Genomic DNA, 14,381 nt, shown 5'->3' with positions numbered 1-14,381 from the left:
TGGACTGGAGTCCTGCTGGCACTCTTTCCCCCCATATCTGTTTGTACCCAACCAGGGGATACTGAATTGATTAACTGATGTTTCCCATGTCTTTATTCAGGTTCATAAACCATTGATTCAATGAGCCTAAAGAATTTATTATTTTCGGGTTTATTTTTAAGTACACTGATTATCAATTCATTAAAATCACTATCGATGATTTCTGCGAGAGTTCTCATCAATTCGAGGATAAAACCCCAAATTCGTTGTACTATTACAAGTTCCATTCCTTGATCTTTTACATGAGCAAAGATTCCACCTAGCGTCTCATATGCCTCGAACCTTTTTGCTAAACTAAAAACGTTAAACTCAATAATAGCTACAGATAGATCTGCTATTTGAGCATCAAAATCACTCGATTGAGATTTTCCTAAACCAAAATAGTTCTTTGATTCCTTAAAAAAGACCTCAATACTCCATCTAATACTATATATCTGATAAGCTTTCTCTATGCTCAGCTTTGTATTTGAAGATACCAATAAATGCCATTTCCCTCGCTTACTGTTCTTGCAAAAGAATAGTTTTACATCTGTACCTTTATATTTCACTGTGACTTCTGCACAATATAGACTAAGTGACTTTACCCATTTTACTCTCTTTCGCTGTTTAAGTAAGAGAGCAAGTTCTTTGGTGCTATATTCTTTGTCTTTGAAAGAATATTTAGCACTAGACATCTTAGCCATTGCAACAAGATGCATACCATTAGAGATCACAGTTTTTAATATTGAATCACAGAAGAACCAACTGTCCATAAGTATGTAGTCTACTGTAATTCCTTGTTTAATAGCATTTACCATCATCTCTTTTGCCATCGTTATTTTATCAATAACGAGTTCTTTCTCTCGGTTAAACCCATTACTCTTTGTTGATCGTTTCTTTGAGAACTGTTTTTTACGTTGTTTGGCAGTGAGTCCAAATGGAGTCTTTTTATTCTTCCCTCTTTCTTTATGTAGAGAGAAGTCCAATGTAAAATAGCTTTTGCCATCCCATAAACCTAGAAATAATCCTTTAAAACCAAATATATAACGATGGGTTACATGCGACCATATTTTACTAACATGTTCAGTTTTGTAGGTAGACTTCTCAAAATCAGTATCGTCAATAATTAAGCATCTTTCTGCTTGATTACAGTCATCAGAGTGAGAGTTTTTGGCTATTTGACCAAAGAGTTTATTATTACATGATGAAACTATAGTACGCCAATCTATCTGGCTGTTATTTTTAAATCGATAGAATGTATTCTTTTGTGCTTCTAACATCTCTGATAGATAATGCTTACTGTAGCTATAAATATTAGGGATAGAGAAAATTGGGAAAAGTAGTAAGCCTAATAGTATGTCACCTTTGAAGTAAGTAGACTGAGGCAACTCTTTATTTCCTAATTTCAGTTGTCTTAAGTTGAGTAACTTGTAAAGGCTAATAATTCGATTAATTCCTTTATCACTTGAACTGAAAAAACTCTGTGTCTCTGAAAAAACTTTTGTACTTTTATTCTGAAGCATGATTTATTTGGTTATTGGAACAACATTAATTTACTGATAATTAATGAATTATCAAAATAAACATGCTTCTTTTTATGCTGTAAATCAAGATGTTAGCCTACATGGGAAACATCAGTTGATTAAAATATCGTAATTCTGAAGGTTTCGTGACATCTTGATGGTTAGAATATTGAGCGCTGCCTTTGAGATGCTATATCCAGGAGCTCCTGCTCCCATTCTTAGTATAGATGCAGAATCACTAGAAACATTAACAATGCGACCATAGTTGTTTTGGATCATCAGTGGAATAGCAACCTGTGTTAGTTTCCATGTTCCAAAAAGATTGGTGTCTAATGTGTCGCGTACTTGATCTATATCGGCATTAATAGCATTTTGCCAAGTATCATAATTTATCCCTGCATTGTTTATTAAGATGTCCAGCCTACCGAACGTCTTTGTGATAAAGTCAAATGCCTTTACAATACTATCTTGCTGGCTAATATCCAGTTGATGATAATACAGTTTTCCTAATGGAGATAACTCATCAAATGCTTTTTTCCCGAGTTCTTCATTACGAGAAGTCATTATTACTGTATGACCATTTTGTAAGAGAGACTTAACGGTTGCATATCCAATTCCTTTATTGGCTCCAGTAACTAATGCGATAGATGTCTTCATAAGTTATTTCTTTTTGTTGATAATTTCTAGCCTATACCAATGCGATTTCAAAAAGGCATTAGTTCTCATTATTTACTCCACCTCTTTCCACCACTCCTCTATTTCGAATGGCTCTGTTGGGTCTAGGGAGACGGGTTGTCCTATATGTGGAATAATATATTCTAGTTTACGACGCTTTGCCTCCTTCGAGAACCTTGTGACAGGGTCAGTCCATGGATGAGTGGATAAACGAAATGCTCCCCAATGAATTGGGATTACTCTCTTTGCTTTCACATCTAAACTTGCTTGAACTGATTGTTCTGGAAACATGTGAGTCTGTGGCCACTGTTTGTTATATTGTCCACACTCCACAAAAGCGATATCAAATGGTCCATACTTCTTTCCAATGGATTTAAAATGATCAGCATATCCACCATCGCCACTAAAGAAGATGTTTTGTGTCGGTGATTTTATCCTCCAAGAGGCCCATAGTGTCGTGTTTGAGGTACTCAATTTGCGACCAGAGAAGTGTTGGGATGGCAAACAAGTAAATGACATGTCTTCAGAACTGCCCTCTTCCCACCAATCCATCTCTGTGATCTTATTATCATCTACCCCCCAACGTAATAGGTGTTGCCCTACTCCTAATGGTGTGTAGAAGTGTTTTACTTTGTCTTTGAGTTTTTTGATCGACTTATAATCTAGATGGTCATAGTGGTCATGTGAGATAACAACATAATCAATCGGAGGCAAGTTCTCTATATTTATAGGAAGAGCCTCACTAAACCTTTTGGTTCCTAACCATGAATATGGAGAGGGTACTTCGCTAAAGATAGGATCTATAAGGATGAATTTATCATCTAAGTGTAAAAGAAGTGTCGAGTGTCCCAGCCAATAAACATGGTGTCCATTTTTATTCTGAACTAATGCCGTTGAATCAATATGATGTGTATGAATATCATGTTGGGGTTTTGTGATCTCATCTGGAGAGATCATGTTTCCAATACCTTTTCTAAAATCTCTAAAGTTAAAGTCCATGGTCATGTCAATAGGATTGGTATTTTGAAATGCTCCGTCTTTAAAGTTTGGAGAGTAGTCATATGGATGCCTCTTCTTTTTCGATCTAATCCCACCAAATTGTGGACCACATGAGGTGAAAAGAAATGAGTAGCATATTATACAATAGATCATCTGTTTCATACAATTGAATTTTGTTGTGATTGTTTGGTGTTTTGTTCAATAGGTAATGTGTGTTTAGATCATAAGAATTGTCAAGTAGATATCAAATTCATGATTTGATTGCTCTCTGTGGTTATTGTATGTTTGGTTCTTATTAATTTGATCGACCTTTCCCTTGTAAGATCTTCCTGTAATTGTAGATAATAGTTTCTTCATGTTAAAATAGAGTTGGTGTTTTAAACAAGATTCATTAGTCGTTCATTTCGTAAAATATCTCTTCCATTCGTTGCCATAATTCGATGGCTGCAATTCTATCGAGAGAGATATCTCCCTTAGGAACCTTGGCTTTACCTAATGTGTTATGGTAGTAAGCACCGTCTTCTATTTCGGGTTGGGTACAACATATTAGCGTCATTTGTGCCCCTTGCTTAGGAGATAAAAATATTTGATTGAGTAGTCGACCTCTCCATCCTTCGATTTCGGAACCCAAACCCATAGGGACAACTCCTGGATGAATGGTGTTGATAGTGTATTGTGGATATACTTTCTTACATTCATTGGACCACCACATTACCCCTACTTTACTTCGCGCATAAGCTATCATTCCATTCTTTCCTTCATATTTGAAGTTAGTTGTACAGCCCTTGGCGATAGAGTAGATGTCTCCCGCAATATTGATAATATGGGCATGGGTCGATAACAACGCATTCTCATGAAGTTCTCGAAACAGAATATGTGGACCTAATACGTTGATTGCAAAAGTCATCTCATAACCTTGTTTCGATAGTGTATAAGGTTTTCTTAGTGCTACTCCTGCATTGTTTATAAGGATATCAATTTTTCTATCTTGAAGGACCTCTTTTAAGTGAACTAAAGCATATTGAATTGTTTCAATATCTGATAGGTCTAGCTTGATATGATGTAAACGACTTAAATGGCTGCTTACAATCGTATCGGCGTTAAAGCTCTTTCTTGAAAAAACGACGACTTCGGCTCCTCTTGCTAGTAAACCTCGTGTTGTCTCTAATCCAATGCCTCTACTTCCACCAGTGATAACGGCAATTTGATTGTCGAGTCTTGGTGTAGAAGGACATCGAGGTGTTTTGACTTTTTGTAAGAAAGTCCATGATAGCATTCGTAATGCTTTATTACTCGGGATGTCTCTTGTTTGTATCATGACAATTGGTTCTTTGATAAAATAATATTCAGTAGTCTATTTTAAAGTGATATTCTATTATAGAATATTTATTCGGTGAATGATTAAAAAAATATCACTAGTTTCTATTGTCGAATAATTATTCGTCGATTTGACATGAAAACTCTATCGAAAGGTATAGATGTTTTTCGAGTCGTTAAATATTCATGAGATGACTACTTAAGTAAAGCTCTTTTTTTCGTGATGCTTTAAAATATAAGTATCATCGAATAGTACTACTTCTTGCTCAGTGCGTCCCAAACTAAAGAGAATGCCTCTTGAAGAGATTCTTCTTTCATCGAGAATATCCCTAACTTGATTAACTCTGCTGTTTGGTTGACCATTCCACCAATCACGAACATAATCACCTTGTTGTCAAGATCTTTAATTTCACCAGATTTCTTGCCTTTATCAAACAGCGCTGTTTTCATCTTAATGGAGTTTTCCCAAATAGAAATAGGGATTTTGTCTTGGTAAGGTGACTGCTTAAGTTGATCTAAGAAATTAATCTCTCTTTCGTTGTTAATCATGAAAACGAGCATATCCTTCCACTTTGCATAGAACTGTTCTTTCACCGTTTTGGCTCCAGAAAAAACCGTTCGGTGTCTTGCAGCTATTTGTTGATGGATTTTAATCCCAATCGCAATGATAAGATCTTCTTTCGTTTCGAAATAGACATATAATGTTGATGGAGATATACCAACTCTTTTAGCGAGTATGGACATCTTTAAACCTGCAAAACCGGTCTCAAATACGATATCTAATGTTTTATCAATGATCGAATTCTCTTTGTTAATATCCTTGACGTTCAATATAATAAAAGTTTACCGAATAAATATTCGACAATATTACTGCTTTTTGTTGAGCTTTACGAATATCCACAAGATTTTTTTTGTATTTGTATGATTAGAGGAGAATGTAAAAGGGAAATTACTAAAGGTAGTTTTGTTGTTTAAAGAAAAATATTGTTACTTAATCATGTAATTTAAAATAAACAGAAGATCATGACTAACAAAAAACTAATAGTAATTACAGGAGCAAGCTCTGGTTTCGGAATGGCAATGGCAGAGATGTTTAGTAAATCAGGTTACCCTCTGCTTTTATTGGCTAGAAGAGTTGAGAAGATGGAGGCATTAGGGTTGTCTAATACACTATGTCGCAAAGTTGATGTTACCGATAGGGAGACATTTGAAGCTGCTGTTAGAGAAGCCGAAGGTATTTATGGCAAGACAGAACTTCTTGTGAACAATGCAGGAGTAATGCTATTGGGCGATTTAACTATCCAAAATAGTCAAGAGTGGCAAAAAATGTTGGATATCAATGTAATGGGGGTAATGCATGGAATGCAGATCGTGATGAACGATATGAAAGCCCGCAAATCAGGAACGATTATCAATGTCTCATCTATTGCTGGGGTTCAACCTTTTGGTAACCATGCAGCTTATTGCGCAAGTAAATTTGGAGTGGTTGGTTTGACACGTGTAGCGAGAAATGAGATGTCTCCATTTAATGTACGTGTTCTTTCGATTCTTCCAGGTGCTGTTGAAACAGAGTTGATTGAGCATACCACAGATCCAAATATCGTGAATGGATACAAGGAGTGGAAAGAGAATGTTGGTGCGGTGAATATCACTGCTGAAGATGTGGCAAAGACGATTCTCTTTACTTTTGAACTTCCTCAAGCGGTTTCATTAAGAGAGATTGTGATTACAGATACAAAGCAAGACGCTTAATCTCCATTGAATTATGAAATGAGCTATGCTTCAATTTTTTGCCTCGTATAAGCAAAATGTCTTCGCAAGTTTTTACAGCTCTTTTTAAAATACAACGGTATAAGAGATATCTTAGTATCTTTACATTATAGCCAATTCTATTTTGAATGAGGAGTATATCATTACAAAATAGAGTTGGTAAGTAATGGATCACAAATATTGACATGCGTCTAAAATCTGTAACGGACAGTGGATCACTATAGGTTTCCTCCGTAGTTTGTTGATACTTCAAGGATAGTTCGTTGATACTTCGTTCATCAAAAATGTTAAATAGATGAATATTGTATGGTGATACTATATTAAAGCTTTTTTTATTCTAGCGTCCATCTATTATCGAGATGTTTTAATCTACATTAATTGATGAAGAAGAGTTGCCAATAATATTCCAAGATAATTCCCTACAAGGTATCCTAAAAGCCCAAAAGTAATTCCATAGACTAGTACACTTCGATTTTTAATGGCTGCACATACTACAGGAACCATAACAGGAGAGTAGGTGAATGCAATTATGGATACCATTGTTTTGTCTGCATCTTTTTTGAATAGATAGGCAAGAGTAAAATGTGTGATAAGATTGCATGCCATAACCCAAAGCATCATTAGAAATAGAGCCGGGTTCTTAATCTCTTGTATGGAGCTAAAATCAGCCATATTTGCTATTGTAAAAGAGAAGATAAGAATAAACATCAACCCTAGAGAGAAGGTTCCCTTTAATCGATTAATTGCAGGGATTTGTCCTAATAGGATTGCTAATGTTGTTGCTGTTAAGATTGTAATGATTGGACCTGCTGTCTCAGAGAAATACTTGCCTAATAGTACACTTGCAGCAACAATAATAAAAGAGATGAGAAGTCCTTTTGCCATCCCTTTCCATTTGTGTTGATCGAATATGTTGGTTTCGTCTTCGATCTGAAGTGATGAATTATGGTGAGATTCAGTTATTCTATTATGAGGTAAGAATCTTCTAAAGAGATGTTTTGCAATGGTGATGAAGAATAGGATAACTCCTACCCCTATGGCAAAATCATAACTAACAATAAGAACTAGCTTCTGCGGAGATACTTGAAGTGCATTTTTGATGGCTGCTAGATTCGGAGAGCCACCAGAGTATAGCCCTGTGAGCATACCGGATATATTGTATGCCTCTGGGATTCTATTTTTAAAAATGAAGAAGGCCGTGACTGTGGCGAATATTAAAGAGACCAGAGCAATTGTAATAGATGATACAATATGCTTGTTCTTTTTTATCTCCTGTTTAATATTGATTGAAAATAGGAGCAAGGGGATTGCCAAGAGTAACATAACAGAAGAGAAGGTCTCTTCTATATCGTATAGTTTTGTTGGGGATATCCATTGATCAAATGGTACTATTTGATGTAGTCCAATACCCAAAAGATAAAGAAGTGGTATGGCTCCAATTTTACGAATCGTCTTAGATCTCCGTTGAAGAAATGCGATCATAATTGGGATAACAATGAGATATAATATAATGAATATAGATGTCATAGATTTTGTAAATAGTATGGTTTATTCTTTGATTTCAAGAGGATAAAAATAGATATAACATAATTAATAGACATGGTGTTTTAGCAAATTTAGTTCTTAACCTAAAATACGCAGATGTTTTTCTTGCATACCTCAAATCTTTATTATGGGGTAATATCCTGATTTTAAGCCTGCATTTGGAGATACTACGTGCTACATCTATGAATTTAGACCTTTGTTAGACACAACCTCCCTTACCCACTTATGTCTTAAGGCTAATGAGGGAGAGCCAATACCAGTTCCGTTTATCATTCTATCCAGCCTTTGTAGATTTAATTAGTTTCTTATTGTTTGTTGCTAAATGAACAATCACTCTTCGCCCACTTTTGGTAATCTTAGCTGCCACCGTAACAAAGCGAAATATAAATGCTTTGAGTCTACTTGTTGTCTTTAACCCGTCGACTAAATCAGCAAACTTTGATATTATGTATCGATATAGAATGTGTGCTACAGCCATTATTATCAAGTAAACAGTGTTCTCTTCTAAGTTGCTGTGAGGCATTGATTTCCAATTAAAATCATTGTTCTGAATGTCAAAAACCTTCTCGCTAGCTCCTCGTTGATTATAGAATATAATAGCTTGTTCTTCTGTAATATCCCAATCATTGGTTACTATAAACTGATAACTCTTCGCATCATTGGTTATCAATGACATTTGATTGGACTTATTGGGTTTTCGGTATGCGATGATTCTATGTGTATATTGACCAAATTCATATTTGAAGCTATTGACTTCATATGCTTGATTATTTATCTCACAACAAGACCAATTATCTGTTTTTGATGCTTTTGATAGTAATACGTTAGAGTGAGAGGCTCTAATCGAAAATAGAATACCCTCTTGATGAAAGTAGTCTGTAACCTCTTTGATATATGAACCACAGTCCATTCTTGCATATCGTAATTTTACACCTTTGGATGCCAACAACTCTAATGCTCGTTTATGGGTCTCTAATTGAGCCGTTTTAACATGACAATTTCCATTTCGTCCTTCAATATATACAGGAATGTTACCTATGGTTGCGACTCCTGGAAAGTATCCTTCTGTCTTCTTATAGCTATATTCTGCATCACTCTTTTTAGTGGGAATAAACTGGTGATCAAAATCATAGATAAGATCAGAAGCATTAGGATCTAACTGTTTAAACTTAATAGCACTAGCCAACAAGAATTTATTCATTAGTGTGTTAACATTTATCTTTTGGCCTTTAATTGTAGTCTTTCCTTCGATAATCTCACATGGAGTAGAAAGCTCCACATCTCCTCTTAGAATGGTATCAGCAGAAGGGATAGAAATTGATCTCAAGTTATTCAATGTATTATCCCGAAGATAGTTAATATCTTCCGTAGCACTACCTCCACAAAAAGTAGTATATATGCGTGGTAATAACAAATCAGAGAACTTATAGATACACTTTGGACCTCGGTCTACTAATTGCTCATTAATAAATTGAATAATGCCGTTTGAAATTAGCAAATCATGAATTAAATATATCCCACCAAATGGAGTCACCTTTGAATTAAAATCTTTGATCATTCACCTAAATAGGTGATTTTTTCTGAACATATAAAAGCCTTACTATGCATTGTCTTACTGATGTTTACTTAAAATTAATATAATACACGTGCGGATTCAAGGTATTAAACAGACTTACCCTTAAGTTAGACCCTAACCAAACAGTAATTAAACAGTGAGATCAGAGGGGTTTAATACGGAATACAAACGGTTCGAATACGGTGATGATTCAAGTATCGCTCGAAGTTCCTTCGAAGTTGATTCGATAAAAAGGCCAAATCTTTGAAGGAACTTCGAAGGAATATTGAACAAACTATGAATCATCACCGTATTCGAACCGTATAAAACCCGTTTTAAGACGGTATTAAAGCAGGGGAAAGCAACTGTCAAGTAAGGGGAAAACCATAGTGAACCAAGTTGGGATTCATTATTGGATGTATAATTCGTGTTTATCGCGACAATCTAGTGAGATAACACAAACATAACCAAAGAGTTGCACTAAGTAAAACAAACATATAACGAGTAGATAAATAGAAAAGGGAGAGCCTTCATTTTACCTCGAATGTAGATCTTAGTCACACGATCATGAAAAAAGGAGTTCAAAGTGCTAATTGTAACAATATTAAATCCTACTTTTGCAGTTCGATAAAATCATAATAAATGCAATATAACGCTTTTACATTAGCCAACGGCATACGTTTACTACATATACCTTCTCAATCGACGGTTGCTCATTTCGGAGTTGTCCTCAATACAGGATCAAGAGATGAGACAGATGACGAAATAGGTATGGCCCATTTTATTGAACATGTCATATTTAAGGGAACAAAAAAAAGAAAAGCATATCATATTCTTAGTCGTCTTGAAGATGTTGGAGGAGATCTAAACGCCTACACAACGAAGGAAGAGACGGCTATCTATGCGACATTCTTAAAAGATGACTATACTAGAGCCATTGAATTACTAAGTGATATTCTCAAGAATAGTACTTTTCCTAAGCACGAGATAGATAAAGAGAAAGAGGTTATTATCGAGGAGATCAATTCATATTTGGACAGTCCTTCTGAACTAATATATGATGATTTCGAAGATCTCATCTTTAAAGGACATCCTATTGGAAGACAAATATTAGGAACGCCAGAGAAAATCATGACCTATGATAAGAATGACATTGAGCGTTTCATGAGTAACAATTATAACACCGATGAAATAGTATTGTGTTTCGTTGGTAATATTCCATTTGAGCGACTTAAGAGACGAATACAATTCTATTTTGAAGATATCCCTGAAAATAGGCGTAAACACACTCGTAGTCATTTCACAGATTTTAAACCCCAACAACTTATCCTTGATAAAGAGACCTATCAAAACCATACGGTGATTGGAACTGTTGCCCATGAAATGGGAAATAAAGATCGTACTTCAATGGTCCTTCTCAACAACATTATGGGTGGGACATCTATGAATAGTCGTTTGAACCTTGCCATCAGAGAAAGGCATGGTATGGCCTACAATATTGAGTCAACACTTACCTCTTATTCTGACACAGGTTTACTCTCCATCTATTATGGAACAGATCCTGAGAATGCTCAAAAAGCACAAAATCTCATCTTTAAGGAGATGAAAAAATTAAGAGATACTAAATTGGGATCTCTTCAGTTGTCTAAAGCAAAAAAGCAGCTATTTGGACAGATATCAGTTTCACAAGAAAATAGTGAGGAAGTTATGTTATCTGCGGCCAAAAGCTTTATGTTTTTTAATCAACTATCCTCTTTAGAGCAAATTCATCAAAAGATTCAAAGCATTACTGCGGAACAACTTATTGAGGTAGCAAATCAGAGTCTTATAGAAGATCAAATGTCGATTCTTACATACCAATCCAAAGAGTCATAATTTTAGAAGTGAAATAATGAATAATACATCACTAGATTTAGAGCAATATATTTTAGGACATATAGATAATGAAGATCCTATCTTAGCAAAACTAGATAGAGATACCCATGCGAATGTATTATATTCACGAATGTGTTCGGGGCACCTACAAGGAAGTATCCTCACTTTCCTAAGTAAACTAATCCAGCCTAATCGCATATTAGAGCTTGGAACATTTACAGGGTACTCTGCTATTTGTTTGGCTAAAGGACTTCAAGCCGAGGGAAAGTTGCATACCGTAGAAATAAATGATGAACTGGAAGAATTTGCTTATGGTTACTTTGAACTTTCAGGCCTTTCGGAATCGATCATTCAACACATTGGAAATGCTGAAACGATCATACCTGACCTAGACGAAACATTTGATTTAGTCTTTATGGATGCAGATAAGCGACGATATGTTGAGCATTATGAATTGGTTATTGATAAAGTAAGACCCGGAGGAGTCATTCTTGCAGACAATACCCTATGGGATGGAAAAGTAGTAGAGCCAATTTCGAAGAATGATTTACAAACCAAAGGTATTCTAGCTTTTAATGACTACGTAAAGAATGACCCAAGGGTAGAGACTACGATTCTACCTCTTAGAGATGGGATAACAATGTTACGAAAGAGATAATACCAATTGAATTATGAAATGAGCCATAGAGCATGCGAATATATTTAGCAGGGAGTACTTTTCAATCTACTCCCCTTCTACTTTTACTACATGATCTTATTCAACATTTTCTGATATACCGAGAATACATTAGCTCTAGAAATAAAACCAAGATATTTTCCATCTTTATCAATAACAGCCATATTGTAACGACCAGAACTATTAAACATGTCTACAATTTGACGCATTGGCAATGTTGGCTCACAAACAAAATCAGGATAATACATTAGCTCTTTTAATGTGATAGTTTCATATTTCTCAGGTTTAAATATAAGATGTCTAATATCATCCATCTTAACCATCCCTACAAGTTTCCCTGACTTATCAACAATGGGGAAAAGGTTTCGATGACTCTCTTCGACGCCTTTCACCAAGTCTCCTAATTTAGAACTATCATCTAAAACAAAGAAATCAGTCTCTAAAATATCATAGATCCTCATCATGGAAAGAGCATTTTGATTTCTATCATGAGTCATCAATTCATTCCTATTTGCCAACTGATATGTATAAACAGAATTTTTAAAGAATAGCTTGGTAACCATATAAGAGATGACTGATACAATCATCAAAGGAACAAGCAATGTATAGCCTCCAGTAATCTCTGCAATTAGAAAAACGCCTGTCAAAGGTCCGTGCAAAGTTCCTGCAATCATACCTGCCATACCTAACAGCGCATAAGTTGTTAGATCCATCTCAGGGTACCACAATGCCTGAACTATCATTCCAAATAAAATACCTGCATGAGCTCCCATAAACAGTGTAGGTGCAAATATTCCACCAACTCCTCCGGCTCCAAAAGTAAAAGAGGTAGCAAACACCTTAAATAGAACCAGACATAAAATAATTATGTAGATCCCATACCTCCACTTTGCTACAATATCAACTAAAAAATAGTCATGCAGATAACTAAAATCTCCTTTCAAACAACCATTAATAGCCTCATAGCCTTCACCAAATAATGGTGGGAATAATACAATGATAAGGCCTAATGATAGGCCACCAAATAACCATTTCTTGGTCATACTCCCCATATCCTGAAACCAATGCCCAACCATCCGATAAATACGATTAAAATATGCAGTGCATAATCCCATCACCACCCCAAGAATAATATACCATGGGAGATCGGTTAATTCAAGTCCATGAGATATCGGAACGAAATAGATAGCTTTCATTCCTAAAAAATAATATGAAACCAATACCGCTGTTGCAGATGATAAGATTAAAGGGATAAGAGAAAGAGCAGTAAGATCAATCATAATCACCTCTACAGCAAAAACAATCGCTGTAATTGGAGCTTTGAAGATTGCAGCCATAGCACCCGCACATGCACACCCAAGCATTATCACCATCTGTTTATAAGTCAACCGAAAACTAGATGCTAGGTTCGAACCAATAGCTGCTCCTGTAGCAACCGTGGGCCCCTCCAATCCAACAGAACCACCAAAACCTACAGTCAATGCACTGGTCACAATAGAAGAGTACATGTTATGTCTATCGATCTTTCCTTCTCTTTGGGATATAGCAAATAGTACACTAGGGATACCGTGACCTACAGGCTTTCTATTTATATACCGAATAAACAAAATTACCAATAGAAGTCCTATCGATGGTAAGATAAAACGAAGATACTCTTGGAACGCAGTAGGAAAAGCAAAAAGGACAAAATGATGCATCATCTCCACAGAAGTCTTAATAACAACAGCAGCCAATCCTGCAGCAATACCAATTGTAATACTTAAAAGGTATAGAAAAGTTCTTGGCGACAGATGTTTCTTCTGCCATAGATAGATACGGTCAATCAAATGCATAAAGTAATTTCAAATGGATGGTTCTATTATTTCTTATCAACACAAAACTATAAGACTAGTTTGCTTTCTCGCCATCACAAGATATGTTATATAACCTAAAATAGATGAATGTAGAATATCTTAAGTCTATACACAAGAAAGGGCTTGTTCATAAAATGAAGACCTATTAGAAGGTCACTCGTTCATATTTGGATTGGATGTACTACATTTGATCGGACATTTAATTAAGCTCCTTATCTTTAGATTATGAGAAAGCAAACAAGAAAACGTTACGACAAAGAATTTAAAATTATGGTTGTCAATTTGTGTTTTAGTGGCAAAACAGCACAATCAGTAGCCGCTGATATGGATCTTGAAGTAACAATGGTTCGCGAGCACAAGAAGTATGAATGCAATAGTTTTCAAGAAAATGGTAATCCTGTTCGGACTGTAGAACAAGAAGAAATCGCAAAACTAAAAGCAGAGATACGCCAGACACAAATAGAATGTGATATATTAAAAAAGGCAGTGAGCATATTCTCCAAGAGCGACAATACAAATTTAAGTTTATAAAAAAGTATAGGACTGAATTTACTGTCGAGGATATGTGTGGTATT

Annotated in this window: 14 protein-coding genes; 5 read left to right on the top strand and 9 right to left on the bottom strand. The window is 35.5% G+C overall.

Annotated features, from left to right (window positions below; genetic code table 11):
- Positions 1-92: 92 nt before the first annotated feature.
- From K5X82_09960 to K5X82_09935, 6 genes are all read right to left on the bottom strand, one after another.
- Positions 93-1,541, bottom strand: a complete 1,449-nt coding sequence (locus K5X82_09960) for a transposase (protein QZT35646.1) — start codon at positions 1,539-1,541, stop codon at positions 93-95.
- Positions 1,542-1,652: 111 nt separating this feature from the next.
- Positions 1,653-2,198, bottom strand: a complete 546-nt coding sequence (locus K5X82_09955; GenBank protein ID QZT35645.1) for an SDR family NAD(P)-dependent oxidoreductase — start codon at positions 2,196-2,198, stop codon at positions 1,653-1,655.
- Between the two features lie 72 nt (positions 2,199-2,270).
- Complete coding sequence (locus K5X82_09950; protein ID QZT35644.1) at positions 2,271-3,377, bottom strand: MBL fold metallo-hydrolase; 1,107 nt, start codon at positions 3,375-3,377, stop codon at positions 2,271-2,273.
- Positions 3,378-3,431: 54 nt separating this feature from the next.
- On the bottom strand, positions 3,432-3,572 hold the full coding sequence (locus tag K5X82_09945) for a hypothetical protein (GenBank protein QZT35643.1): 141 nt from the start codon (positions 3,570-3,572) through the stop codon (positions 3,432-3,434).
- Positions 3,573-3,606: 34 nt separating this feature from the next.
- Positions 3,607-4,533 (bottom strand): SDR family NAD(P)-dependent oxidoreductase, encoded by a 927-nt coding sequence (locus K5X82_09940; protein QZT35642.1) that lies wholly within the window; start codon positions 4,531-4,533, stop codon positions 3,607-3,609.
- 254 nt (positions 4,534-4,787) lie between these two features.
- Positions 4,788-5,276, bottom strand: coding sequence for a TetR family transcriptional regulator (locus tag K5X82_09935; GenBank protein ID QZT39112.1), 489 nt, complete (start codon positions 5,274-5,276; stop codon positions 4,788-4,790).
- On the opposite strand from K5X82_09935, the gene K5X82_09930 reads away from it, so the two are divergent.
- The gene (locus K5X82_09930; protein ID QZT35641.1) at positions 5,269-5,457 is read left to right on the top strand and encodes a hypothetical protein; all 189 of its coding nucleotides are present in this window, start codon (positions 5,269-5,271) and stop codon (positions 5,455-5,457) included. The two genes, K5X82_09935 and K5X82_09930, sit on opposite strands and share 8 nt — an antisense overlap.
- A gap of 98 nt (positions 5,458-5,555) precedes the next feature.
- Entirely contained in the window at positions 5,556-6,284 is a 729-nt protein-coding gene (locus K5X82_09925; protein ID QZT35640.1) for an SDR family oxidoreductase, read from the top strand.
- A gap of 387 nt (positions 6,285-6,671) precedes the next feature.
- Here K5X82_09925 and K5X82_09920 read toward each other — a convergent pair whose 3' ends face one another.
- The gene (locus tag K5X82_09920; GenBank protein ID QZT35639.1) at positions 6,672-7,829 is read right to left on the bottom strand and encodes a DUF819 family protein; all 1,158 of its coding nucleotides are present in this window, start codon (positions 7,827-7,829) and stop codon (positions 6,672-6,674) included.
- 292 nt (positions 7,830-8,121) lie between these two features.
- Positions 8,122-9,405 carry an IS1380 family transposase gene (locus K5X82_09915; protein QZT35638.1) on the bottom strand — a complete coding sequence of 428 codons (1,284 nt, stop codon included), beginning with the start codon at positions 9,403-9,405 and terminating at the stop codon, positions 8,122-8,124.
- 639 nt (positions 9,406-10,044) lie between these two features.
- On the opposite strand from K5X82_09915, the gene K5X82_09910 reads away from it, so the two are divergent.
- Together K5X82_09910 and K5X82_09905 are read left to right on the top strand one after the other, a co-directional pair.
- Positions 10,045-11,277 (top strand): insulinase family protein, encoded by a 1,233-nt coding sequence (locus K5X82_09910; protein ID QZT35637.1) that lies wholly within the window; start codon positions 10,045-10,047, stop codon positions 11,275-11,277.
- A gap of 16 nt (positions 11,278-11,293) precedes the next feature.
- On the top strand, positions 11,294-11,935 hold the full coding sequence (locus K5X82_09905) for an O-methyltransferase (GenBank protein QZT35636.1): 642 nt from the start codon (positions 11,294-11,296) through the stop codon (positions 11,933-11,935).
- Positions 11,936-12,021: 86 nt separating this feature from the next.
- Here K5X82_09905 and K5X82_09900 read toward each other — a convergent pair whose 3' ends face one another.
- Entirely contained in the window at positions 12,022-13,785 is a 1,764-nt protein-coding gene (locus tag K5X82_09900) for a chloride channel protein (protein QZT35635.1), read from the bottom strand.
- A 246-nt stretch (positions 13,786-14,031) separates the two neighbouring features.
- Between K5X82_09900 and K5X82_09895 the strand changes: the two genes are divergently transcribed.
- Positions 14,032-14,337: a hypothetical protein gene (locus K5X82_09895; protein QZT35634.1), complete on the top strand. Its 306-nt coding sequence runs from the start codon at positions 14,032-14,034 to the stop codon at positions 14,335-14,337.
- The last annotated feature ends 44 nt before the right edge of the window (positions 14,338-14,381 follow it).

This window comes from Prolixibacteraceae bacterium, from assembly GCA_019856515.1.
In the GTDB taxonomy this organism is placed as follows: domain Bacteria; phylum Bacteroidota; class Bacteroidia; order Bacteroidales; family Prolixibacteraceae; genus Halosquirtibacter; species Halosquirtibacter xylanolyticus.
Note: the sequence above shows the minus strand (reverse complement) of the source record. Positions and strands in the feature narration are given on the sequence as shown.